This window comes from Salinicola sp. CPA57 (assembly GCF_003206035.1).
GTDB lineage: Bacteria > Pseudomonadota > Gammaproteobacteria > Pseudomonadales > Halomonadaceae > Salinicola > Salinicola socius.
This window is the reverse complement of sequence record NZ_PZJR01000003.1, coordinates 75892-99849: the sequence shown is the minus strand read 5'-3', so window position 1 is coordinate 99849 and position 23958 is coordinate 75892. Positions and strand designations below refer to the sequence as shown.

Genomic DNA, 23958 nt, shown 5'->3' with positions numbered 1-23958 from the left:
TCTCCTAGTGCGCTTTCAGCTGATCGCGAAAACGCAGGTGGAGGACCAGCCCCAGCGAAATCGACGCCAGCGCCCAGAGCCACAGGTAAGTCATATCGATGCCATCGATCGTGTGGTAGCCGGCGAAGAAGTTGAGTCGCATGCTCTCCAGGCCGTGCACGATCGGATTCAGCAGCAGATATTCCCGGTATTGATGCGGCACGTAGAGCACCGGGAAGATGACGCCGGAAAGCAGCAGCAGCGGCAGGTTGAGGATCCGTGCCACCTTGCCGATTTCCGGCACCAGATCGCCCAGCACCGACAGCGTCAGCCCGAATCCCCAGCCCAGCGCCCACAGCGACAGCCAGTCCATCATCGCGCCGACCGGGTAGTCCGGCATCAGCTCGAACTTGAGCAGGCTGCCGATCGTGATGAACAGGATGAAGATCAGCGACTTGAGCATGCCTTCGAGGAAACAGCGGACCAGCACCGGATCGATCGGCTTGACCTGGCGATAGGCGAACAGCCCGCGATTGGCCTCGACCGCGCCGATCGAACGCATCATGTTCTCGCGGAACAGCATGAACCCCATCAGCCCGACCACCATCCAGGCCACGTAGTCGGCCCCGGCGATATGCCGGCCGGACATGAACAACCCGCGCACCGACACCATCACCCCGATGATCGCCAGCGGTTCGAAGATCATCCAGAACCAGCCCATGCGATCGGCCATGGTGCGAGAGATCGCCTCGCGCATGAACATGGCGAACCAGACGCTTCTGGCCACCCGCCACGACGAGCGCGAAGGCGCGCCGGGCGGTCTTGCGAAATCAGGTTGGGAAAAGCCCGGCGGTGAGTCCGGTCTTGAAACATCCATAGCCATGACGGATTACCCCCGATGGGCCGTGCGCAACTTGCGCGTCAGGCGGAAAGACCAGCGACCGAACGCGCTCACAGGTCCAGCGCCACGCGAGTGGCCACGGCAACCTGGAACAGGATCTGGGTAATCGCGGAGGCCAGTTCGATGTTGCTCGTCGGCGCTGCCGGAAGGACGATGATCTCGTCGCCGGCACGCATTTGGGTCTGCCCTGCCTGAAGAACGGCGCCATTGCGATGAACCACCAGCACCTGGTCTTCGTCGGCCCGTGGCGTGAATCCGCCGGCCTGCCGGATGTAATCCTGGGCGCTCATGCCCGGGGTAAAGACCATTGCCTGAGGAATGATGATTTCGCCGCTCAGCAGGATCGAATCGGTGTTCTCGGGGATCGTGACGATGTCCCCATCCTGCAGCCGGATGTCCGCGACATTGCCGTCCCGGGCGACGACCAGCCGGCCGGTCGGCTTGACCTGGGAGGCCTTCTCCACGAATCGCTGGATCAGCTCGGCCTGGCGAACCTGGATCTCGCCTTCCTTGGCCGTGCGGGACGGGTAGCCCAGATAGGTGGTCTCGAGTCGCCGCAGGCTATCCTTCAGCGACTGTGCCTGCTGATCCGCCACGCTGATCCGACGGATCGAAACATCCTGATAGCTGGTCATGCCCTGAGGCACGCTGATCGCATTGAGGAACTCGCCCAGCTTGGCATCTCGCGGCAACGCGTATCGCGATGGCCCGTAGTAACTGCCCTCGATCTGAACCACGATGGTCTCGTCGCGCAGGTCGGCACTGAACAGCACTTCATCGCCACGACGCACCTCGGCGCTGCGAAATTCCGCCAGCGGCAGATAGCGCGAGACCGGTCCCGACGGTCGGCTGCCACGCAGCAGCACATGGGACACACCGGATTTCAGTCGCGCCAGATTGATCACGTCCTGACCGGTCAACGCATCCCCGACCAGTTCGTAGCGGTAGTTCTTCTGCACGTCGCCGACGACGCTGATCGCAGGTCCGCGCTCCTCGACCACGATGGTGTCGCCATCCCGAAACTGGGGACGGGCGATATCGCCGTTGATCAGGAAGTTGTAGAGATCGACGACGTTGATGACCTGGTTACCGCGCTTGATCAGGACCTGTCGATAGCTGCCGAGCGCCTGATCGATGCCGCCTGCCTGATCGAGGAAGTAGAGCACCGAGTCATTCGGCGTTCCGGAGTAGCGCCCCGGATTCATCACGTAGCCCGTGACGAACACGCCCACCGGCTGCACGCCCTGGAGATTGGTATAGACGCTGACGTTCTCCGGATAGACCGACTGAATCGCGCCGCGCACCTTGGCGTTGAGCTGAGCGTTGGAGATCCCCTGGACCTGCAGCGGTCCGATTCCCGGCAGGAAGATATTGCCCTGGGCATCCACCGCCAGCACCCGGTCCATCTCGACCCCGCCCCAGACCCGAATCGTGATCTGGTCACCCGGCTTGATCAGATACTCGGGATTGAGCCCGTCCGCCATCATTCCGCGGAAACCGCCGCTGAACAGGTTTTCGCCGAACGGCGGCAGCGTATCGGGATCGACCATGGCCTGCGCCCGAGGGTCGACCGGTCCATAGGTGCCACTATCCCAATTGGCTCGCGGCGATGTCTCCGTTGCATCGTCATCCGACGCCTGCGACGTCATCGCTTGCGCCTGCTGATCGCTACCCAGCAACGTACTGCTGTTCACTCCAATGGCCTGCCCGTGAGCAAGGTTGGCGCTCAGACACGCTACCGCCACCAGGCACATGGCCCGGAAAATCATTGCTAACCGCTTCATGATGGTTCCCTTCCCTCACGTTGTTTCAGGCCATCGAGTACCGAATCCCGTGAATAGGAGATCCGCTTAAATGCCGTTTGAGGCACTTTTCAATTCGGTGGCAACCAGGTCGTTCCGGCATCAGGAACGACGGATTTCGACGGCTTCGCCGAGAGAGCATCCGAATGTTTTTCGGAGGCTCACTAGCGAATGATTTCCGTCACCAGACGCTGTGCATACCAACCTTTCCCCGGTACCAGACAAGTGACTTCCCCCACCGGCAGACCGGCCGGCGCGGCGTTACGCGTCACATCCAGCCGAACGCAACGTCGTCCGCTGGCCGAGAAGTAGCGCTCCCGCGCATGAACCGAGACGTTGGCTCCCCAAGGCGAGGTAGCGAGCGTGGCAACGCTGCCTGTCGCAGCGCTGTCGAGAAAAGTGGACAGTGGCCCGTTCACCGGTGTGGCCTCGTTCATCGGAGCCACGGCGGTATCGAGACGCTGTTGAGACGAGGTCGCGCAGCCCGATGCAGCGGTCAGCATCAGCGCTACCGCCAGCCATCGCGAAGCGCGATTGCCCCCTCTGAACTTGCAGATTTCTTTTTTCATGATGATCACCTCCCCCTCGATTTCCCGCGCGTTATCGCCGGGAACCTGGCTGTTATGACGCTGTAAATGACTTCCATGACGCTGTAGATGACTTCTTTTTCCTGCCTGCCCGCTATCGTCATTTACGGCTCGATAACCGGGTTGATATCGTCGTTATATGATCTGATACCGACGTAGCGCCGCGATGAGTCGGCCCACGGTTTCCTCGAGGTCATGAGCGGAGGTATCGATTTCGACTTCCGGTGATTCCGGCGCCTCATAAGGGGAACTGATCCCGGTAAACTGCGTGATCTCGCCACGGCGGGCCTTGCGATAAAGGCCTTTGGGATCCCGTTGTTCGCAGACCGCGAGCGGGGTATTGACGAAGACTTCGATGAACTCCCCGCTGTCCACCAGGCTGCGGATCACGCGGCGATCGTCGCGAAACGGTGAGATGAACGAGACCAGGACGACCATGCCGGCATCGACCATCAGCTTGGCGACCTCGCCGATCCGGCGGATGTTTTCGTGACGATCCTCGTTGCTGAAGCCGAGATCTCGGCACAGGCCATGGCGAACGTTGTCGCCATCCAGCAGGTAGGTGTTGTAGCCCATGCCGAAGAGCTGTCTTTCCAGTGCATCGGCCACGGTGGACTTGCCCGCGCCGGAGAGCCCCGTGAACCAGATGATGCTCGGCTTCTGGCGATTGCGTTCGGCGCGACGACGCTTGGTGACCATCATGTCGTGCCACACGACATGGCCGGCGCTCAGCGCATCCACGACCATGCCGGCGCCCACCGTCAGGTTGTTGAGCTTGTCGATGAAGATGAAATTGCCGGTGTCGGGGGAGCGCTGGTAACTGTCCAGCACCAGCGGCTGGGTGACCTCGATCTGACAGCGGGCGATGCCATTGAGCGCCAGCGTATCGGTGGCACTTCGCGCCATGGTGTTGACATCGACCTGATAGACGATGCGCACGACGCGTCCCGAGACGACACGCGTGGCGGCCTTGAATTCGTACTCATGGCCCACCATCAGCGGCGTCTCGTGCATCCACACGACGTCGGCGGTAAACGCGGTGCAGGGCTCGACCTCGCTGTTGGCCGCGACGAGGGTGTCACCGCGGGAGATATCGATCTCGTCGTGCAGCGTAAGCGTCACCGATTGCCCCGGATACGCCACGCTCAGATCGCCATCGTTGGTGACGATGCGTGCCACGGTCGAGCGCTTGCCGGAAGGCTCGACCCGAATCTCGGTCCCGACCTCGACCGCCCCTGCCGCCAGCGTGCCGCAGTAGCCGCGAAAATTGTGATTGGGCCGGTTGACGTACTGCACCGGAAAGCGCAGCTCATGCAGGCTCTGCGCCGACAGAATCTCGATCTGCTCCAGCTGAGCGAGCAGCGGCGCGCCGCTGAACCAGGGCATGGCGTCACTGGGATTGACGACGTTGTCCCCGTTCAACGCCGAGATGGGCAGGAAACGAATGTCCGTGACGCTCAGCTTGCCGGCAAAGTCGGTGTAATCGGCGACGATCTCCTGGAACCTGGCCTCGGAGTGATTGACGAGGTCCATCTTGTTGATCGCGATCACGAAGTGGCGAATGCCGAGCAGATCGCAGATGAAGCTGTGGCGCCGAGTCTGCAATTGCACCCCGTAACGCGCATCGATCAGGATTATCGCCAGGCTGGCCGTGGACGCGCCGGTGGCCATGTTGCGGGTGTACTGCTCGTGTCCCGGGGTGTCGGCGATGATGAATTTGCGCTTGTCGGTGGAGAAAAACCGATAGGCGACATCGATGGTGATGCCCTGCTCCCTTTCCGACTGCAGGCCGTCCACCAGCAGTGCCAGATCGACCTGTCCGCCCAGACTGCCCCGCGATCTGGAGTCACGCGTCACCGCGGCGAGTTGATCGTCGAAAATCAGTTTGGCGTCATGCAGCAGCCGGCCGATCAGCGTGGACTTGCCGTCGTCGACGCTGCCGCAGGTGATGAAACGCAAAAGCCCCTTGCTCTCGTGCTCCTTGAGATATCGCTCTATGTTGTCGGCGATCAGCGCGGATTGATGGGTCATCAGAAATAACCCTCCCGCTTTTTCTTCTCCATCGAGCCGACACCGTCATGATCGATGGCACGACCGAAGCGCTCGCTGGTACGAGTGAGCAGCATCTCCTGGATGATGGCGGGCAAGCTGGTCGCGCGAGACTCGATGGCACCGGTCAGCGGATAGCAGCCCAGCGTGCGGAACCGAATCCAGCGCTCCTGCGGCACTTCCCCGGCGGCGAGCGGGAACCGCGCATCATCGACCATCAGCAGCATGCCATCACGGGCCACTACCGGCCGCGGGGCCGCGTAGTAGAGCGGCACGATGGCGATCGACTCGAGATGGATGTACTGCCAGATATCCAGTTCGGTCCAGTTGGAGAGCGGAAAGACACGAATCGATTCGCCCTGATTGACCTTGCCGTTGTAGAGACGCCATAGCTCGGGTCGCTGCTGTTTGGGATCCCAGCGGTGATGCCTGTCACGGAAGGAGTAGACGCGCTCCTTGGCGCGAGAGGCTTCCTCGTCCCGGCGTGCGCCTCCGAAGGCCGCATCGAAGCCATGTTTTTCCAGCGCCTGCTTGAGCGCCTGTGTCTTCATGACGTCGGTGTACTTGGCGCTGCCGTGATCGAACGGATTGATGCGGGCGTCCCGCCCCTCGTCATTGACGTGTTCGATCAGCTCCATGCCGACCTGGGACGCGATGCGATCGCGGAACGCGATCATCTCGCGGAACTTCCAGGTGGTATTGACGTGCAGTAACGGAAACGGCGGCGTGCCCGGATAGAACGCCTTGCGCGCCAGATGCAGCATCACCGAGGAGTCCTTGCCGATCGAATACAGCATTACCGGATTGCGAAACTCCGCAGCCACCTCTCGGATGATCTGAATCGACTCGGCTTCGAGCTGGCGAAGGTGAGTGTTAGCCCTGACTGTGAGTTCGCGCATCATGTTTCCATGCATCCGATCGAGAGTAACGAAACGAAAGTTGCCAACGGTCGAGATCGACTCGACAAGGCTCGGAGATCGCTGCCATTTGTTGTTTTCGAGGCCCTATTTCGATCAATTATCCCGTCAGAGTCAAACACTAAAACGCCTTCAAGTAAGCTCATGTAAAACCCAAAACCGGATTTCGACGCGCAATGTAAAAAACAGTACACAGACTCGCCTAATGCAAAAAAGCGAGTCCGTAATTAACCCGTCAAGACATTGATATTGATATCTTTTTTAAATTATAAGCGGTTCAAATGACGCCAAAAACAAGATGCAATTTATGATTTAAGATGCCCCGGTCGTAAATCATCCAGCCACGCAACAGCGATGTTTTCCCCACAACTCATTTCAAACCCACGAATTAAATACCTCGAAGACAGACCTCCAAGGCTGAGTTTCGTCATACTGATGCCATCGGTTTTTCCGCAGAAAAGTTTGCTTACATTTACCGCTTTCGTTAACGCATTAACGATTACGAAAATTCCGGGGGCTTAGCAATTCGACACATCGCAACCGCGCGTCGAATCCCGACTTTGCGTTACAATGTGCGTCTGACGGCCTCTCGCGCCGGTCTCACCCAAGAAGTTCCTGCGCTCAGACACGCAGGCTTGGGTGCCCCGGCGCAATGACGGCTTTTTTACGTGCTCGAGTTCTACGTGCTGCGACTTGACGCGCTCATTGACGACGGACCGCACCCGCTTTAGTGACCCATGCCTAACGATTCGACAGTTTTGCGACCGTCCTCCGCTCGCGTGGCCGGCTATCTCTCCAAAGGCCTGGCGCGCTGGAACATCATTCGCTGCCTGCTACCGGAGTACTCGCGACAGGTCCGCCTGAAGCCAGGTAGCCATCAGCCCGTCGATGCGATTCTCGGCTGGGGCCTGAAGCCCACCTCGACGCCGGCCAGACGCCTGGCCGAGCGCCGCGGCCTGCCCTATGTCGCCATCGAGGACGGCTTTCTGCGTTCGCTGGGGCTGGGCGTCAATTACTCCCAACCCCACAGCCTGGTCGTGGACTACACCGGCATCTACTACGACGCGACCCGGCCGTCCGACCTGGAACGGCTGCTCGCCGACGCCGATTTCGAGGCCGACGAGCTCGCGCGCGCCGACCACGCCATGCAGCGCCTGCGTCGACTGCGGCTATCGAAGTACAACCATGCCCCGGACCGGCCGCTACCCGCGTCCGAGCGCCCGCGCGTGCTGGTCATCGACCAGACCCGCGACGATGCCTCCATCACTCACGGCATGGCCGATGCCAGCTCGTTCCAGCGCATGCTAAAGAGCGCGCTCGCCGACCATCCTGACGCCGAGATCCTGATCAAGACCCATCCGGACGTCATCGCCGGGCGCAAGCAGGGGTATCTGACCCAGGCCTCGTCCGACCCCCGCTGTCGTCTGATCGGTGACGACCTCAATCCGTGGGCGCTGATCGACGCCGTCGACGCGGTCTACGTCGTGACCAGTCAACTGGGATTCGAAGCGCTGATGGCCGAAAAGCCGGTTCACTGCTTCGGCATGCCGTTCTACGCCGGCTGGGGACTGACCCGGGATGCGCTGCGCTGCGAACGCCGTCAGCGTTCCCGCACGCTGTCGGAGCTCTTCGCCGCGGCCTATCTGCGCTACTGCCGTTATGCCAACCCCTACACCGGGCAGGCCTCGACGCTCGAGGCGACGATCGATCTGATCGCCGATCAGAAACGCCAGCGGGATCGGCTGGCAGGCCGTTGGCTGGCCGTGGGATTTTCCAGCTGGAAACGGGCCTTCATCAGCGACTTCCTGGGACCCGCCTCGAACGTCCGCTTCATCCAGGGCGACCATCCGCAGCCCCGCGAACTGGAGGGCCGCGACAGCCTGGTGGTGTGGGGGCAGAAAGCCACCGACGAGATCAAGGCGCTGTGCCGCCGGCACGGACTCAAGCTGTGGCGGATGGAGGATGGTTTCGTGCGCTCGGTCGGGCTCGGCGTCGATCTGACACGGCCACTGTCGTTGGCCTTCGACTCGCGCGGGCTTTACTACGACGCCGGCAACGAAAGCGACCTCGAACGTCTGCTGGCGGAGACGGATTTCGAGCCGGCGCTGCTGACTCGCGCCCATCGTCTGCGTCAACGTCTGACTGAACTGAAGCTGTCGAAGTACAACGTGCGGGGCAAGACACTACCCGCACTGCCATCGGATGCGATCGGTTCGCGCCCGATCGTGCTGGTGCCCGGCCAGGTCGAGAGCGACGCGTCGATCGCCCATGGTTCGCCCGAGATCAAGACCAACCAGGCGCTGCTCGAGGCGGTCCGACAGAATCGCCCCGAGGCGTTCGTCATCTACAAGCCGCACCCGGACGTGGTCTCGGGGGCGCGGGTGGGTCTGCTCGACAGGACCGCCCGCCAGCTCTACGACCTGGAGCTGGTCGACTGCGACATCATCGATCTGATCGAACTCGCCGACGAGATTCACACCATGTGCTCATTGACGGGGTTCGAGGGCCTGATGCGCGATGTGGAAGTGCATACCTACGGTCTGCCGTTCTACGCCGGTTGGGGGTTGACCCACGATCGGTTATCCTCCCCGCGCCGCCAGCGAAGATTGACACTGGATGCGCTGATCGCCGGCGCGCTGTTGATGTATCCGACCTATGTTGATCCTGTCAGCGGCGAGTTCTGCAACGCCGATACTGCCGTCGAGTTGATGCAGCAGCAGCGCGACCAGCGCGCCGGCCTGCCCTTGCGCGTTCGCTTCTACCGGCTATACCGCAACCTGTTTTCCAGAAGGCAATGATTTGAGCACGACGCGCAAACACTTTCTGTTGCTACAAGGTGTCTGCTCACCTTTTTTCGACCGGCTGGGCGAGCGGTTGCTGGCGGCGGGTCACTCGGTGACCAAGATCAACTTCACCGTCGGTGACAGCGTCTACTGGCGTCAGGGGAACGCGTACGCCTACCGCGGTCAGGCCAAGGACATTCCCGAGTATCTCTGCGACATCTGGGATCGCCACGAGATCACCGATCAGGTGGTGTTCGGCGATCGTCGCCCGGTGCATCGGCGGGCCATTCTCGCCGCCCGTCGCCGTGGCATTCGCAACCACGTCTTCGAGGAGGGCTATTTTCGCCCTTTCTGGGTGACGCTGGAGCGCGAGGGGGTCAATGCCCATTCGCTGTTGCCGCGCGATCCGGAGTGGTATCGCGAAGCGGGCAAGCGCCTGCCCAGCGCCGGTCGTCCGCTGGCGTTTCCCAACCAGTTTCACACGCGTGCGCGCCACGACGTGCTCTATCACCTGGCCGGGGTCGCCAACCCGTTTCTCTATCCCCACTATCGCAATCACGCCCTGGTCACGGCACCGGCGGAGTACGCAGGCTTCCTGTTGCGCAAAGCCCGCGAGCCGCACTGGAAACGCCGTGATGCCGATCGACTGCAGGCGCTACACGCGTCCCGGCGGCCGTTCTATCTGTTGCCGCTGCAGCTGAAGAGCGACGCCCAGATCCGCTATCATTCCGACTACAAGAGCATGCAGGAAGTGATCGGCAAGGTGGCCGCCTCGTTCGCCTACCATGCGCCGCGCGATGCGTTTCTGGTGATCAAGAATCACCCGCTCGACATGGGCCTGGCCCAGTACGCGCGACTGATCAAGGTGTTGACCCACGAATATGACCTGGGCGACCGCCTGGTCTATCTCGAGGGCGGCAACCTCGAAACCCTGCTCAAGCAGGCCAGCGGGTTGGTCACGGTCAACAGTACCGCCGGCAACGTATCGCTGGGCTTCGGCTGCCCGACCCATACCCTGGCTTCTCCGATCTACGATATGGCGGGGCTGACCCATCAGGGCACGCTGGATGATTTCTGGCACAATACTTCCGCCCCGGACGCGGAACTGTTTCGGGCCTATCGCCGCACCGTCGCGCAGACAGTCCAGATCAATGGCGGATTCTACTGTCGCCCCGGGATCGATCTAGCCTCGGAAAACGCTCTCCAGGCGCTGCAACGGGAGCGCTCCCCGCTAAAACAACTCATGGATGAGATCGCGTCATGACCCGAATCGTCATTACCGGGGCCACCGGGGCCATCGGCCAGGCACTGGCCGCCGTCTATGCCAGGCCCGGCAATCAGCTGGTCCTGCATGGTCGTCAGCGCGACGTGCTCGATGCGCTCGCCGCCTCCTGCCGCACCGCGGGAGCCGAGGTCGAGCTCAGTCACGTCGAGCTGGGCCAGACTCGGCTCGACGATGACAGCGCGCTATTGACGTGGCTGGAATCGCTGTGTACGCCTGCCGTGCCTGATATCGTGATCATCAACGCCGGCATCAACATCGACATCGGCGAAGACGGCCGGGGCGAAGCGTGGGAAGCGGCCAGCCGCCTGCTCGAGATCAACCTGCGGGTACCGATGGCGATGGGCAACTTCCTCGGCAAGCGCATGCGCGCCGCCGGTCATGGTCAACTGGTGCTGATGAGTTCGCTCGCGGCGTATCACGGCCTGCCGGTGACGCCCAGCTACAGCGCCAGCAAGGCCGGCGTAAAGGCCTACGGCGAAGCGCTTCGCGGCTGGCTGGCGCCGCACGGCGTCGGGGTCAGCGTGGTCATGCCAGGCTATGTCAGCTCGAAGATGTGCCACGAGATGCCTGGGCCAAAGCCGTTCCTGTGGCAACCCGAGCGCGCTGCCAGGTTCATCGCCAAGGGCGTCGAAAGGAATCGCGCCCGGATCAGCTTCCCGTTCCCGCTCAATTTCGGCTGCTGGTGGCTGGCCGTGCTGCCGGCGGCGATCTCGCAGCGCCTGCTGACGCTGTTCGGCTACGACCACGACCACGACCAAGGCGACGGAGCGCATCGATGATGGAGGGATTCTGGAACGGGTTCTGGGCCACGCTGGCCACGCTGGTCGTCACCAGCCTGTTCGAACTGCTGCTCAAGCCGCGCCCCCAGCCGCTGTGGCAGCGCGCGCCGGCAGCAGTTGCCGTTCACCTGGCCACCACCGTGCTGCACTTCGCCTTGTGGCTGTTGATCGTACAGCGCCCCTGGTTTGCGCTGGTGATCGCCGCTTCGCTGCAGATGGTGGTGATCCAGGTCAACAACACCAAGTCGAGCTCGCTGCGGGAACCCTTCCTGTGCCAGGACTTCGAGTACTTCGTCGATGCGGTTCGCCATCCCCGCCTCTACATCCCCTTTTTCGGTATCGGTCTGACCATCGCCGCCAGCCTGGCCGGCGCCATCGCGATCGGTATCGGCTTCTGGCTCGAACCCTCGCTCTTCGGTCACCCCGACGCGCCCTGGTCGCTGCTGGGCACCCTGGTGCTGGTGGCGGCCAGTATCGCCGTGCTGATCTGGCAACTGCCCCGGTTGACCGGTTGCACGCTCGAACCCAACGACGACCTGGTCAGGCTCGGCCTCTATCCCTACCTCTGGGCCTATGGTCGCCTGACTCGTGAGCCGATCGACCGTCAGGACAACGACAGCGCCTTCGCCCTGCCGGTGGATCTGGATAGGGACAGCGTGGATCCCGCCACGCTGCCCAACGTGGTGCTGGTCCAGAGCGAATCCTTCTTCGATCCGCGCGACTGGCATCCCGCCATACGGCGTGAGCTGCTCGGCCAATACGACGCGCTGATGGCAGAAGCGCTGCAGAGCGGACGTTTCGACGTTCCCGCCTGGGGCGCCAATACCGTACGCACCGAGTGTGCGGTATTGACCGGCTTCACGCCGTCGCGGCTCGGCGTGCATCGCTTCAACCCCTACCACCAGCTGTCGAAGCTGGCGGTCAACAACCTGGCAGGCGCGCTCAAACGCCTGGGTTATCGGACCGTCTGCATTCATCCGTACCCCGCCAGCTTCTATCTGCGCGACAAGGTCTATCCCAATCTGGGCTTCGACACGTTCCTGGATATCGCCGACTTCGAACTCAGCGAGCGCGACGGCCAGTACACCGGCGATCTCGCGCTGGCGGATCGGGTTCAGAAACAGCTGGCGGCGGCCGATGAAAAACCGCTGTTCATTTTCGTGATCAGCATGGAGAATCACGGCCCGCTTCATCTGGAGACTGCCGATCCGGCCGTGGCAGAGCGGTGGATCGAAGGCGGCGTTACCGATGATTGCGAAGAGCTGACGGTTTATCTGAGGCATCTGCGCAATACCGATAGTATGCTGGAGCGACTCAGGGACTCTCTTGATAACAATGACCGGCCCGGCATTCTGGGTTTCTACGGGGACCATGTGCCGATCATGCCGAAAGTCTACGCACGCCACGGCGAGCCGGATGGTTTCACGAACTATTTCATCTGGCAGACCAGGCCTCATTCGGGCGATAACGTGCGGATGACGCTTCCAGCCGATAAGCTGGGAACAACGATCTACGAAAGAATTATCGACCACGCTGGCAAGCTTGGTGCGAATTGAGAAAGGCGTAGCCCGCGCTACGAAGCAAGGAGTCCCAATGACCAAACGCGTTGCCATCATCGGCGCGGCTCACCGGTTCCCGAGCGCCCCGACATCACAACGTTTCTGGCAAGCGCTCAAGACCGGCGAAGACCTCGTCACCTCGGTCGCAGACGACCGTTGGGGCCTGGAAGCCTATCGCCATCCTGACAAGCAGCACCCTGGCACGAGCTACACTTTTGCCGCCGGCAGTCTCGGCGACATCTCCGGCTTCGACGCCGGCTTCTTCGGCATCTCGCCGCGCGAGGCCGCCCAGATGGATCCGCAGCAGCGAATCCTGCTGGAGATGACCTGGGAAGCCATGGAGGACGCCGGTATTCCGCCGCAGACACTGCGCGGAAGCCAGTGCGGCGTGTTCCTGGGTATCGCCAGTCTCGACTACTCGTATCGCATGGCCGACGACATGTCGGCGATCGAACCTTCGACGGCGACCGGCAATACCTCGAGCATCGCCTCGAACCGGATCTCCTACGTGTTCGACCTGCACGGTCCGAGCATGTCGATGGATACCGCCTGCTCCTCGTCGCTGGTCGCCTTTCACCAGGCGTGCCAGTCGATCCGCTGTGGCGAAACGGAAATGGCGCTGGCCGGTGGCATCAGCCTGCACCTGCACCCGTTCGGCTTCATCATCTTCTCCAAGGCGAGCATGCTTTCGCCCACCGGACGCTGCCAGGTCTTCGATGAATCCGGAGATGGCTACGTCCGTTCCGAGGGCGGCGGTATTTTCCTGCTCAAGGATTACGACAAGGCCGTTGCCGATGGCGACCGGGTTCTGGCCATCGTTGCCGGCAGTGGCGTCAATACCGACGGTTACAAGAAAGGCCTGACGGTTCCCAATCCCGACGCCCAGGTCGCGCTGATGAGCCAGACCCTGGCGCGCGCCGGCCTGACACCGGACGATATCGACTATCTGGAAGCGCACGGCACCGGTACCGCTGTCGGCGACCCGCTGGAAACCCGCGCCATCGGCGCGGCGATCGGCCAGAAGCGCAAGACGCCACTGCCGATCGGCTCGGTCAAGAGCAATCTCGGCCACCTGGAAACCGCCTCCGGCGTGGCAGGGCTGGCCAAGGCGCTCTACGCGCTGCGTGAACGCGAAGTGCCCGCTACCATCGGCATTCGCAAGGTCAATCCGCGGATCGACGTGAAGGGCTGGAATCTCGACATCGTCGACAAGCCACGCAAGCTGAAAGCCGAAGGCCAGTTGACCGTCGGCATCAACTCGTTCGGTTTCGGCGGCGCCAACGCGCACGTGATCCTGCAGTCACCGCTCGAAACGCCGGTCTCCGAGGCTATCGATACGCCCGTACGCCGACTGCCGCTGTGTCTCAGCGCCCGCAGCCCGGAAGCGCTGCGCGAGTTCGCCGCACGCCTGAGCGACAATCTGACCGCCGGCAAGGTGTCACTTTACGACACCGCTTACAGCCTCGCTTTCCGTCGCGAAAGCCATCCCCACGCCGCGGTGCTGCTCAGCGACAATGCCGCCGATGCGATCACCCGGCTGGACGCGCTGGCCGCTGCCGAGAGCGTCCCCGGTGCCGCCGTCGGCGAACGCGTCGACGCGGGCTACGGCCCGGTGTTCGTCTATGACGGCAACGGCTGCCAGTGGGCCTCGATGGGCCGCACGCTGCTGAACGAATCCCCGGTCTTCGCCGCGGCCGTGGATGAAGTCGATGCGCTGTTCGCGCATCACGCTGACTTCTCCCTGCGCGCCGAGCTCGATGGCACCAATCAGCGCACCGACGACCAGCATGGCGCCAATAGACAGCGCAGCAACGATGACGATCGTCTGGCCCGCACCGAAATCGCCCAGCCTGCGCTGTTCGCGCTGCAGGTCGGCGTGACCCGGCTGCTCGAGGCCGAAGGCGTGCGCCCCGCCGCCGTTACCGGCCATAGCGTCGGCGAAGTCGCCGCGGCCTGGGCCTGCGGCGCGTTAAGCCTGGCCGATGCGGTCAGCGTCATCTATCACCGCAGCGCCTGTCAGGGTCGTACCCGCGGCAGCGGCGAAATGACCGCTGTCGGCCTCGGTGCAGAAGCCATGCAGCGCTGGCTGGAGGACCCCGCTCACTCGGCGGTCGTGATCGCCGGCATCAACGGCCCCAAGGGCGTGACCCTGGCAGGTCCGGCGGAGGCGCTCGAGCGCCTGGAAACAGCGTTGTCCGCGGAGCGGATCTTCGCCAAACGCCTGACGCTGGATTACGCCTTCCACAGCGCCGCGATGGATCCCATCCGCGAGGACGTCATCGCCGCGCTGGCGCATCTGTCACCCCGCGACGTCCGGATCCCGTTCCTCTCGACCGTGGCCGGCAAGCCGCTGGCTGGCAGCGAGCTGGGCGCCGAATACTGGTGGCTCAACATCCGCGAGCCGGTGCAGTTCGGGCCGGCAGTCGACTCGTTGATCGAATCGGGGGCGCGCACGTTCGTCGAGATCGGCGCGCAGCCGATCCTGCGCCGCTATCTCACCGACGCCCTCTCGGCGCAGTCGGTCAGTGGCAGCGCCATCGGCACGCTGAGCCGCGATCATGATGGCGCTGCCGCCATGGAAGCGAGCGTGGCAGCGTTGCTGGTCAGCGGTGCCGTCTCCCCCGAGGCGTGGTTCCCGGTGGCCGGCCGCTTCGTCGAGCTGCCGCACTATCCCTGGCAGCGCGAGCGCTACTGGGTCAAGACCACCGGCGACTCCCAGGGGCTGATGGGGCGCCACTACGAACATCCGCTGCTGGGTTACCGCCTGGCGCGTCAGGGCATGGCGTGGGAAAGCCAGCTGGATACTCGCCGCCTGCCCTGGCTCGCCGACCATCGCGTCGGTGACGCCACCGTGTTCCCCGGTGCCGGTTTCGCGGAACTGGCGCTCGCCGCCGCCGCGGCCGCCAAGGCATCGCCGGTGCTGGATATCGAAGCGCTGGAGATTCTCAGCCCGCTGCTGCTGGATGCCGCCCACGGCAAGAAGCTGCAGCTGGAAATCCAGGATGCCGACGGCTCCCTGACCATCAAGACTCGCGAGCCGGCCAGCGACGACGCCTGGACGCTCAACGCCCGTGCCCGCATCGCGGCGCAGACGCGAGGCCTGCTGCTGACACGTCGCGGCACGCCGCTGCCGAACCGCCCGGCGGACTACACCCGCGAACAGCATCTGGCGATGGCCGCTCATGTCGGGCTGGAGTACGGCCCCGGCTTCCAGGCGATCAGCGACGTGTGGGTCGAGGATGACCGCGCCATGGGTCGCATCGAGCTGCCCGCCGCGATTGCCGAGGACCAGCGCGACTGCCTGCTGGCACCCGGCATTCTCGACAGCGCCTTCCAGCTGTTCATTCCGCTGCTGGCCGATGAGCTCGCCAAGGCGGGCGGACTGGCCTTCGTGCCCGTGCGGCTGGAACGGATCCAGCTCCAGGTCGACGCCGCGCCGCCGGCGTGGATGGAAGTCCGCCTGACCAGTCGCGCACCGCACTCGCTGTGTGCCGACGTGGCGCTGTTCGATGCCAACGGCAACGCCGTGGCGGTGGTCGAGGGTGCCCGGTTCAAGGCCGCCCGCCTGCGTCACGCCGTGACTCATCGCTTGAGCTATCTCGACCATCGCCTGGTGCCGGCACCGCGTGAAGCCGCTGCCCTGCCGCTGGACGACGCCACCGCCGAACTGGCACTGGCACAACTGGTCGACAACTACCGCAGCGTGACCGACAGCCGCTACGGCGAAGAGGTCGAACCGCTGCTGGAGACGCTGGTCTCCGCGTTTCTGGATGAAGCCCTGCGCGGCTATGCGGACAGCGACGGGCAACTGCTCGCCGGCCAATTCGACGCCGGAGCGATCGAAACCCGCCAGCGTCGTCAGGCACTGATCGAACTGGCGCTGGCCACCGGTATCGTCGCGGAAACGCCGGCCGGATGGCAGCTGCAGGAAACGCCGGATATCGATGCGGCCATGGTATGGAATCTGCTGATTCGGGACTATCCGGACTATGCCGCACTGACCCACAGCATCGGTCGTTTCGGCCTGCACCTGACGGACTGGCTCGAAGATCGGCTAGACGTCGCCACGCTGGGCCTGGATGCCACGCGTCTGACGCGGCTGGTGCAGGCTGCCGTCGGCGAGCGCGGCTGGCATGCGCTGGCCGATACCTGGCTGGCGCAATACGCCATGACGCTCGAGCTGTTGCCGCCGCATCAGCGGCTGGTCATGCTCGAAGCCTCGGCGCTGCGCCCGCAGCTCGGCGAACGGCTGATGGGCGGGCTGAGCGGAGATCGCGCCCAGTATCGCTTCGCCGCGCTGAGAGATAGCGCGCTGAACGAAGCGGAATCCCTTGCCGAGCATGACGCCAGGGTCGACCTGCTGACGACCGACGCCGCCATCCCTGCGATCGGAGCCAACGTCGCGCTGGTGACGCTGGATGGCACCCAGGGCGAGATCGATACGCTGCTGCGTTGGTTGCCCACACAGTTGGCGGACGATGCCCAGATCGCGTTCCTGGCGCTGGGCGACACCGACTGGCAGTCGTTTCTTTCCCTGGCGATGGAACCGGATTCACGTTCCGCCGACCTCGAGACGATCCGCCAGCAGCTGGAAGCCCTGGGTTATCGCCAGCTCGAACGCCATACGCTGGAAAGCGAGCAAGGCGGACTGCAACTGCTGACCGCCCAGGCGCCGTTGACGGCACCCTCGACGGAAACCGAATCCGAGACCGTGCGTGGCGATGCGGCCCATCCGGCCGAACAGTGGCTGATCATCAGCGACGACAACGCTCAATGGCTGGCCTCGAAACTGATCGCGCGCTTCGAGACGCTGGGACAGAACGTGCATCATCTGGCCGGCAGCGAACTGGCGCCCCAGGATCTGCTTCCGCTGGCGCTGGAATCCTTCGACCCGAGCCAGATCGTCGATCTGCGCGGCTTGGCCAGCGCCGCCGAGGACCGCTGCGTAATCGCTGCCCAGTGGCTGCAGACGCTGGAGTCGCTGGAGTGCCCTGCGGCGCTGTGGTGGCTTACGCTGGGCGTGGGGGCGCATTTTTCTACCCTGCCCGAGGCCGCAGTCAAATCGTTTTCACTGCCCGAGCGGTCCAAGCTGCCCGAAGACGCAGCACAGCGGTCCAAGCTGCCCGAGGACGCAGCGCTTTGGGGCTTCGGCCGTTCGCTGCAGAACGAAGCCGGTAGCCGGCAGGTTCGGCTGCTGGATCTGCCGCTGTCGAGCCGCGAGTCGCTGTCGAGCGAGCTGCTGGACGCGCTGCTGTTCGAGCTCAGCGTGCCGGATGCGGAAACCGAGGTCGTGCTGGATGCCGACGGCCAGCGCTGGGTGCCCCGGCTGGGGTTGGCGCCCGCGCCGGGTACGCAGGTCAACGAGGAAGAAGCCGCCAGCGATCGCGCCGTCAGCCTGGGCTTCGAGCTGCCGGGTCAGCTGCGTCATCTGCGCTGGCAGCCGCATGATCTGCCCGCACCTCAGGCCGGTCAGGTCGAGATCGCGGTCAAGGCGACCGGGCTCAACTTCCGCGACGTCATGTACGCGCTCGGTCTGCTGTCGGACGAAGCGATCGAGAACGGCTTCGCCGGCCCCACGCTGGGTCTGGAGTTCGCCGGTGAAGTCATCAGCGTGGGCGATCCGAACGGCTCGCTGCGCCCCGGTGATGCGGTGGTCGGCTTCGGCCCCGCCAGCTTCAGCGACCGGCTGATCGCCGACGTCAACGCGGTAGCGCCGATCCCCGCCGAGATCGGCTATGCGGCCGCCGCCACGATCCCGACGACCTTCTTCACCGTCTACTACTCGCTCAAGCACCTGGCGCGCCTGCAGCCCGGCGAACGGCTGCTGATCCACGGTGCCGCCGGCGGTGTCGGCCTCGCCGCGATCCAGGTCGGCCGCTGGCTGGGCGCCGAAATCGTCGCCACCGTCGGCTCGCCGGAAAAGCAGGACTTCCTGCGCCTGATGGGCGTCGAGCGCATCTACGATTCACGCAGCCTGACCTTCGCCGAAGAGATTCTCCACGACAACGCGATGGAACGTCAGGCGCGGGAAGACGGCAGCAACGGCCGCGGCACCGGCGCCGATGGCGTCGACGTGGTGCTGAACTCGCTGGCCGGCGAAGCCATCAACCAGAACCTGCGGGTGCTGAAGCCCTTCGGTCGTTTCATCGAACTCGGCAAGCGCGATTTCTATGAAAACACCAAGGTCGGCCTGCGCCCGTTCCGCAACAACCTCAGCTACTTCGGCGTCGACTCCGATCAGTTGATGAGCGAGCTGCCCGAGCTCACCGGCGAGCTGTTCAGCGAAATGATGGCGCTGTTCGCCGATGGCACGCTGGCGCCGCTGCCGTACATCGCCTTCGGCAGCGATCGCGTGGTCGAGGCTTTCCGCTACATGCAGCAGGCGCGCCAGATCGGCAAGGTCGTCGTCACCTACGAACGCCCGCCGAAGATGGCACCCGCGCCGGCCAGGGACATTCCGCTGACGCTGGACGCCGCAGGCACCTACGTGGTCACCGGCGGACTCGGCGGCTTCGGCCTGGCCACCGCCGAATGGCTGGCCGCCAAGGGCGCGCGCCAGCTGCTGTTGCTGAGCCGCCGGGGCGCGACCACCGAGGAAGCCGAGGCCGGTATCGAACGGCTGGAAGCGCTCGGGGTAACGGTGGCGGCGCGTGCGTGTGACGTGACCGACGCCAAGGCGCTGGGGCGCGTGCTCGATAACGCACGCCAGACGCTCGGCCCGATTCGCGGCATCGTCCACGCCGCCACGGTCATCGACGATGGCCTGATCCGCAATCTCGACGAATCGCGCATCCGCCAGGCCATGGCGCCGAAGCTCGAAGGCGCGCGACATCTGGATTCGCTCACGGCCGACGACGCGCTCGAGTTCTTCGTGGTCTACTCCTCGGCCACCACCCTGTTCGGCAACCCCGGCCAGGCGAGCTACGTGGCCGCCAACCATTGGCTGGAAGCGTTCACCGCCAACCGTCGCGCCAACGGGCGCCCGGGGACGGTAGTCCGCTGGGGCGCGATCGAGGATGTTGGCTTCCTGGCCCGCAATACCCAGACCCGCGACAGCCTGCAGGAACGTCTCGGCGGCCAGGCGTTGACCTCCACCGACGCGCTCGCCGTGCTCGAACGCATGCTGGTGGCGGACGTCGCCTCGCTCGGCGTACTCGAACTCGACTGGCGGGCGCTGGCACGTTTCCTGCCCACGGCGGAAGCGCCGCGCTATCGGGAGATCGCGCGCACCGCCGAGGACGACGGCAGCCAGGAAGGCGACGACGACCTGCAGCAGCTGCTCGCAAGTCTGGCGCCGGAAGCGCTCTATACCACCCTGATCGAAGTCCTCAGCAAGGAGCTCGCCAAGATCCTGCTGATCGACGAGGAGAAGATCGATATCCACAAATCCGTCTACGACATGGGCTTCGACTCACTGATGGGCGTCGAGCTGGTGACCGCGCTGGAAGCCCGACTGGGCATTCAGGTGCCGGTGATGGTGCTCAGCGAAGCCGGCACGCTGGCCAAGCTGTGCGACTACCTGATGCTCAAGCTGCGTGGCGGCGAAACGGCGTCCGACAGCGACGAAGACGCACTCAGCGGGCTGGCCGCCCAGCACGGTGTCGAGGCGCTTCAAAACGGCAACGAACTGCAGAACGGCAACGGATCGCACGACGCCGGGGAGGCCAAGTCATGAGCCAGTCCCGCGATGTGCTGAAACAACGCCTGCTGCAGGAAGCGCGCCAGCGCCGCCAGCAGCGCCCGGAGGGCGACACGGCCCCCAGACCGGCCGCTACCAGTGTCGACGAGCGCTTCACCCGCTTCGACCGTCATCCCGGCTATCAACAGCTCAAGATGATGCGCGAAGGCGGCAAGCGTCTCGGCATTCCCGACCCGTTCTTCAAGGTCCACGAGAGCACCGCCGGTTCCACCACGGTGATCGGCGGCCGCGAGTGCATCAATTTCGCCAGCTACAACTACCTGGGGTTGGCGCATCATCCCCAGGTGATCCAGGCCGGCGTCGATGCGCTGGAACGCTACGGCAGCTCGGTATCGGCCAGTCGCCCGGTCTCCGGGGAACGCCCGATCCACCACGAGCTGGAACGGGCGATCGCCGAGACCTACGAGGTCGAAGAGGCGGTGGTCTTCGTCAGCGGCCACGCCACCAACGTCTCGACGCTGGGTTACCTGCTCGGCCCCAAGGATCTGCTCCTTCACGACGAGTACATCCACAACAGCACCGTGGTCGGCGCCCAGCTCTCCGGCGCCCGCCGCATGAGCTTCGCGCACAACGACCCGGCGGCGCTCGAAACATTGCTGACACGGCATCGTCGTCAGTTCGAGCGCGTGGTGGTGGTGATCGAAGGACTCTACAGCATGGACGGGGATGCCCCGGATCTGAAGCGCTTCGTCGAGATCAAGAAGCGCCATCAGGTGTGGCTGATGGTGGACGAAGCCCACTCCTTCGCCGTGATGGGCGATCGGGGGCTGGGCCTGCGGGAATACTGTGACGTGCCGGCGACGGACGTCGATATCTGGATGGGCACGCTATCCAAGACGCTTTCCGGCTGCGGCGGCTATATCGCCGGCTGTCGGGAGCTGGTGCAGATGTTGCGCTACTTCGCGCCGGGGTTCCTGTACAGCGTCGGGATGCCCGCCCAGGTCGCCGGGCCGTCGCTGGCCGCGCTTCAGGTCATGAAGGATGAACCCGAGCGCCTCGAGCGCCTGCACGACATCTCCCGCTACTTCCTGCAGCAGGCCAGGCTCAAAGGGTTCGATATCGGCGAAAGCATTGGCGTTGCGGTGGTGCCGGTCATCGTCGGCAGCTCCGTGCTGGCCGCCGGGCTCTCCGATGCCCTGTTCAAGCACGACATCAACGTCCAGCCGATCCTGCACCCGGCCGTACCCGAGAAAAGCGCACGCCTGCGCTTCTTCCTCAACTGCGACCATACCCGCGAGCAGATCGACCAGACCCTCGATACACTGGAAACGGAGTGGAAGGCGCGGGCCAGCTAGCGTACACGGCCTATCTACGGCCAGAATGAAAACGGCCTTGCCACCTGAGGGTGACAAGGCTGTTTTGCTGCCTGGCAATGGGGCCGCATAAGTGCTTGGCGTCTTAAGCTCTGTCTGAAAAATCGGCGAGCGATGGCCAGACTAGGCAAAAATTGACGAAAAAGCGGAGTTTACGAGGTGTAAATGAGCANNTCAGACAGAGCGTAACTACTGCTCCTCTTGCAGGCGGCCCTCTACATACTTATGCAAGATGCTGGCCACCAGTGTCTGGTAAGGAATGCCTTCAGCCAGCGCTTTCTTCTGGAGCCCGCGAAGGTCCTTGGAAGAGAGTCTTATATTGATACGAGCATCTTTTTTGAACATCGCTTCTGCGTATTGTTGATGCCGCCTCTTCCTCTCCTCGAAGTCCGGCACTCGCTGGAGTTCGCCTGAATCCAGCGCATCCAGAATCTCTTTCTCTTCCTTGTCCATGCTCATTTCGAACCTCCCAAATAGGTTTTGGTCGACTTCCGGCTCGGAATGATCGTTTTCAAAAAAACTTCATCTTCCGACTCTACGAAAGGTACCAGATAGGCATACCCCTCTATCTCGATCACATGAATCTGTTGGCCCGGATATCGTTGTTGGTTTGGATGCTCGAACGTGTCCAAAATACCACCGATCGAAATATGCAAAACAACATCCTCGAAAGAGATATTTCGTTGCTCTCGAAGAAGCTTGTTCTTCTCTGAATTCCATGTGATCGATTTCATGGCAGAATCGTAGCACATCGTGTGCTTTTTGTACTCATTACGCTAATCTTAGAATTCGATGATACGAGACTTTTGCCGCCCGCTTAAGCTCTGTCTGAAAAATCGGCGAGCGATGGCCAGACTAGGCAAAAATTGATGAAAAAGCGGAGTTTACGCGGTGTAAATGAGCATNNCAGACAGAGCGTAGAAGGCTAGCTCAGCAAACGACCTCTATACGTCAGACCTTATGGTACGTTATCGGTATCGAGCAGCTTTCACCGCTGCCAGTATCGCGTCGATTCATGTTGTCCAAGAGGCGCTACAGATCCCCGCTGGCTAGAAGCCAGCTTCCTTCTGGTGTCGAATGGCTAGCACCACGACAACATCACCATCGATACGGTAGCGGGCGACATAGCCGCTATCGCCATGATCGATCATCCAGTCCCGATAGTCTGCTGGCAGATCCTCGACAAGGCGCCCGATATGGGGCAACTCCCCGAGTGCCTGAACGCTTTGGATGATGGCTTTCGCAGCCCTTTCAGCCGCTGCCGGGTTCTTCGGTCGCAGAAAATCACGCAATCGCTCCAGATCCCGAATCGCTGCGGAGGCAAAAATTACTCGTGCCATGTTGGGCCTGGCACCTCGTTATCCGTGCCCCAACTGGTCAACCACTCTTCTACTTCGTCAGCGGTCACATGCATACCGGTGGCCTGGTAATGTTCCCAAGCCTTGAGCGTATCCCGTCTGAACGCTTCCTGCTTTTCTTCGCGGCCCACATATTGTTCGATGGCCTCGCGCATTAGCCAATGTGCCGAGCGCCTGCGAGCGTTAGCTAAATGCTGGATTCGATCTCTCAGATCGTCGTCGAGCTTGATGGACGTCGGCTTCGCCATAGTGGCCTCCATAGTCAGAGGTAATACCTATCACTACTATAAACTGGCCAAATCTGACTGTCGATGACGGCAGGCACCGGTATTTCTTTACGACCGTGAGCGTTGCAACCCTGTTTACCCTTCCATACGCCTTTCGAGCCGCAGCTAGTGTGGCGTCTCGCAAGTAACGCGAAGAAATATCGGATGCATGGCGTTGCCAGGCAAGGCGCGAGGAGGCGTCAAAGTGGGGTCTATGGCAACGACGAGCAACGCCGCATGGCGGCAACAGCACGAACAGCGCCAGCAGACCGACATACACCAGAACGAAGGGATAGACGCCGCGAACGGCGTTGGTCATCGTCGTATTGCCGACGCCGCACACCACGTTGAGCACTGTGCCCACGGGCGGCGTGATCAGCCCGATACAGCAGCATCGGCGTGCCCATGATCTCCAGCAGCGGCCGGGCAACGGCGAACGCAGCGTCGAATTGGCCTCGACGACGCGGGCTAGCCGAGCGGCAGTGGTATTCTGAAAGGGTAAGCACGTCTTGGGTCGAGATTGCGCCCTGTGCGCATAGAACATTGGTCTGATATTGATGGTCGAACCGATCTGGCGATGCGCGATCTATCCATAAAGGATCTATCCATGAAGGATCTATCCATGGAGGATCTAGGAATGACCGATCCAGCAATGACGGATCCAAGCTTTGTCTGAAAAAT

The 23958-nt window shown here is 62.9% G+C and carries 15 protein-coding genes; 6 read left to right on the top strand and 9 right to left on the bottom strand.

Going from position 1 to position 23958, the window contains the following annotated elements; all coding sequences use genetic code 11:
• Positions 1-4: 4 nt before the first annotated feature.
• From DOM36_RS02805 to cysD, 5 genes are all read right to left on the bottom strand, one after another.
• Positions 5-742 (bottom strand): ABC transporter permease, encoded by a 738-nt coding sequence (locus DOM36_RS02805; RefSeq protein ID WP_075570726.1) that lies wholly within the window; start codon positions 740-742, stop codon positions 5-7.
• A gap of 188 nt (positions 743-930) precedes the next feature.
• The gene (locus tag DOM36_RS02800) at positions 931-2664 is read right to left on the bottom strand and encodes a polysaccharide biosynthesis/export family protein (RefSeq protein WP_232823711.1); all 1734 of its coding nucleotides are present in this window, start codon (positions 2662-2664) and stop codon (positions 931-933) included.
• Between the two features lie 182 nt (positions 2665-2846).
• A complete protein-coding gene (locus DOM36_RS02795) occupies positions 2847-3251 on the bottom strand; it encodes a DVU3141 family protein (protein WP_157958548.1) in 405 nt (134 codons plus the stop codon).
• A 153-nt stretch (positions 3252-3404) separates the two neighbouring features.
• Entirely contained in the window at positions 3405-5300 is a 1896-nt protein-coding gene (gene cysN / locus DOM36_RS02790; RefSeq protein WP_110641242.1) for a sulfate adenylyltransferase subunit CysN, read from the bottom strand.
• A complete protein-coding gene (cysD, locus tag DOM36_RS02785) occupies positions 5300-6217 on the bottom strand; it encodes a sulfate adenylyltransferase subunit CysD (protein ID WP_110641239.1) in 918 nt (305 codons plus the stop codon). Before cysD ends, cysN begins: the two co-directional genes overlap by 1 nt.
• Positions 6218-6993: 776 nt before the next feature.
• On the opposite strand from cysD, the gene DOM36_RS02780 reads away from it, so the two are divergent.
• The 6 genes from DOM36_RS02780 to DOM36_RS02755 are packed head-to-tail and all read left to right on the top strand — an operon-like array spanning position 6994 to position 21635.
• Entirely contained in the window at positions 6994-9033 is a 2040-nt protein-coding gene (locus DOM36_RS02780) for a capsular polysaccharide biosynthesis protein (protein ID WP_232823710.1), read from the top strand.
• 1 nt (position 9034) lies between these two features.
• Positions 9035-10282, top strand: a complete 1248-nt coding sequence (locus tag DOM36_RS02775; RefSeq protein ID WP_110641235.1) for a capsular biosynthesis protein — start codon at positions 9035-9037, stop codon at positions 10280-10282.
• Positions 10279-11082 (top strand): SDR family NAD(P)-dependent oxidoreductase, encoded by an 804-nt coding sequence (locus tag DOM36_RS02770; RefSeq protein ID WP_110641233.1) that lies wholly within the window; start codon positions 10279-10281, stop codon positions 11080-11082. Before DOM36_RS02775 ends, DOM36_RS02770 begins: the two co-directional genes overlap by 4 nt.
• Positions 11079-12638, top strand: a complete 1560-nt coding sequence (locus tag DOM36_RS02765) for an LTA synthase family protein (RefSeq protein WP_110641231.1) — start codon at positions 11079-11081, stop codon at positions 12636-12638. Before DOM36_RS02770 ends, DOM36_RS02765 begins: the two co-directional genes overlap by 4 nt.
• 37 nt (positions 12639-12675) lie before the next feature.
• Complete coding sequence (locus tag DOM36_RS02760; protein ID WP_110641229.1) at positions 12676-20316, top strand: type I polyketide synthase; 7641 nt, start codon at positions 12676-12678, stop codon at positions 20314-20316.
• Positions 20313-21635, top strand: a complete 1323-nt coding sequence (locus DOM36_RS02755) for an aminotransferase class I/II-fold pyridoxal phosphate-dependent enzyme (RefSeq protein WP_110641227.1) — start codon at positions 20313-20315, stop codon at positions 21633-21635. The genes DOM36_RS02760 and DOM36_RS02755 overlap by 4 nt, the downstream gene beginning before the upstream one ends.
• 207 nt (positions 21636-21842) lie before the next feature.
• Here the strand turns inward: DOM36_RS02755 and DOM36_RS02750 are convergent, their stop codons facing one another.
• The 4 genes from DOM36_RS02750 to DOM36_RS02735 all read right to left on the bottom strand — a co-directional run bounded on the left by DOM36_RS02750 (position 21843) and on the right by DOM36_RS02735 (position 23259).
• Positions 21843-22112: a CopG family antitoxin gene (locus tag DOM36_RS02750; RefSeq protein WP_110641225.1), complete on the bottom strand. Its 270-nt coding sequence runs from the start codon at positions 22110-22112 to the stop codon at positions 21843-21845.
• On the bottom strand, positions 22109-22387 hold the full coding sequence (locus DOM36_RS02745; protein ID WP_110641223.1) for a DUF4258 domain-containing protein: 279 nt from the start codon (positions 22385-22387) through the stop codon (positions 22109-22111). Before DOM36_RS02745 ends, DOM36_RS02750 begins: the two co-directional genes overlap by 4 nt.
• Before the next feature lie 315 nt (positions 22388-22702).
• Positions 22703-22993, bottom strand: coding sequence for a type II toxin-antitoxin system RelE/ParE family toxin (locus DOM36_RS02740; protein WP_075570736.1), 291 nt, complete (start codon positions 22991-22993; stop codon positions 22703-22705).
• On the bottom strand, positions 22981-23259 hold the full coding sequence (locus tag DOM36_RS02735) for a CopG family ribbon-helix-helix protein (RefSeq protein ID WP_075570737.1): 279 nt from the start codon (positions 23257-23259) through the stop codon (positions 22981-22983). Before DOM36_RS02735 ends, DOM36_RS02740 begins: the two co-directional genes overlap by 13 nt.
• Positions 23260-23958: the final 699 nt, after the last annotated feature.

Bases quoted from the DNA above. Each gene is read 5' to 3' on its own strand.
- DOM36_RS02770 (WP_110641233.1), top strand. From the start codon at position 10,279: ATGACCCGAATCGTCATTACCGGGGCCACCGGGGCCATCGGCCAGGCA.
- DOM36_RS02740 (WP_075570736.1), bottom strand. From the start codon at position 22,993: ATGGCACGAGTAATTTTTGCCTCCGCAGCGATTCGGGATCTGGAGCGA.
- DOM36_RS02755 (WP_110641227.1), top strand. From the start codon at position 20,313: ATGAGCCAGTCCCGCGATGTGCTGAAACAACGCCTGCTGCAGGAAGCG.
- cysN (WP_110641242.1), bottom strand. From the start codon at position 5,300: ATGACCCATCAATCCGCGCTGATCGCCGACAACATAGAGCGATATCTC.
- DOM36_RS02750 (WP_110641225.1), bottom strand. From the start codon at position 22,112: ATGAGCATGGACAAGGAAGAGAAAGAGATTCTGGATGCGCTGGATTCA.
- cysD (WP_110641239.1), bottom strand. From the start codon at position 6,217: ATGCGCGAACTCACAGTCAGGGCTAACACTCACCTTCGCCAGCTCGAA.
- DOM36_RS02805 (WP_075570726.1), bottom strand. From the start codon at position 742: ATGTTCATGCGCGAGGCGATCTCTCGCACCATGGCCGATCGCATGGGC.
- DOM36_RS02800 (WP_232823711.1), bottom strand. From the start codon at position 2,664: ATGAAGCGGTTAGCAATGATTTTCCGGGCCATGTGCCTGGTGGCGGTA.
- DOM36_RS02760 (WP_110641229.1), top strand. From the start codon at position 12,676: ATGACCAAACGCGTTGCCATCATCGGCGCGGCTCACCGGTTCCCGAGC.
- DOM36_RS02735 (WP_075570737.1), bottom strand. From the start codon at position 23,259: ATGGCGAAGCCGACGTCCATCAAGCTCGACGACGATCTGAGAGATCGA.
- DOM36_RS02795 (WP_157958548.1), bottom strand. From the start codon at position 3,251: ATGAAAAAAGAAATCTGCAAGTTCAGAGGGGGCAATCGCGCTTCGCGA.
- DOM36_RS02745 (WP_110641223.1), bottom strand. From the start codon at position 22,387: ATGAAATCGATCACATGGAATTCAGAGAAGAACAAGCTTCTTCGAGAG.
- DOM36_RS02765 (WP_110641231.1), top strand. From the start codon at position 11,079: ATGATGGAGGGATTCTGGAACGGGTTCTGGGCCACGCTGGCCACGCTG.